2 protein-coding genes are annotated in these 535 nt (G+C 43.4%); both read left to right on the top strand.

From position 1 onward, the window contains the following. A partial coding sequence (locus IEW93_RS22230; protein WP_444544632.1) for a hypothetical protein occupies positions 1 to 220 on the top strand: 220 nt, incomplete at its 5' end. Beyond that, on the top strand, positions 193 to 535 hold a 343-nt coding region (locus IEW93_RS21930; protein ID WP_229706754.1), incomplete at its 3' end, for a helix-turn-helix domain-containing protein. The genes IEW93_RS22230 and IEW93_RS21930, both read left to right, overlap by 28 nt.

Raw genomic sequence — 535 nt, 5'->3', positions numbered from 1 at the left:
AGAGTATCATGCCATGAATATCACTTACCTTGTAGAGTTGACCCAAGAAGAACTGCACACCTTAAAGACTTTATTAAGCAAGGGCCTACACAATGCCCGCTTGTTAAAACGAGCCAACATTCTGTTGATTGCAAACCACAATCAACACAGTGATAAAGATATTAGTCAGTTACTCAATACAGTACCTCAACTATTTACCGAACCAAAAAACGCTTCGTAGAAGAAGGGCTGAAGGTCGCACTCGCCGAAGGGAAGCGAACAGGGCAACCCAAATTACTCTCAGCTAATGAAGATGCAACATTAGTTAGCATTGCTTGTAGCGAGCCACCAGATCGTCGCGCTCGCTGGACATTATCACTCATCGCAGACAGATTAATTACGCTGACAGAGCTTGAAAGCGTATCGCTTGAAACCGTCCGTCAACGGCTGAAAAACAATGAATTAAAACCATGGCAAAAGAAGATGTGGTGTATTGGCGAGTTAGATAGCGACTTCATTGCGCAGATGGAAGAGGTACTTGATATTTATGCAATGC

This window comes from Shewanella inventionis (genome assembly GCF_014641855.1).
Classification (GTDB): Bacteria; Pseudomonadota; Gammaproteobacteria; order Enterobacterales; family Shewanellaceae; genus Shewanella; species Shewanella inventionis.
The sequence above is the reverse complement of the archived record's forward strand: the minus strand, read 5'-3'. Positions and strand labels throughout refer to the sequence as shown.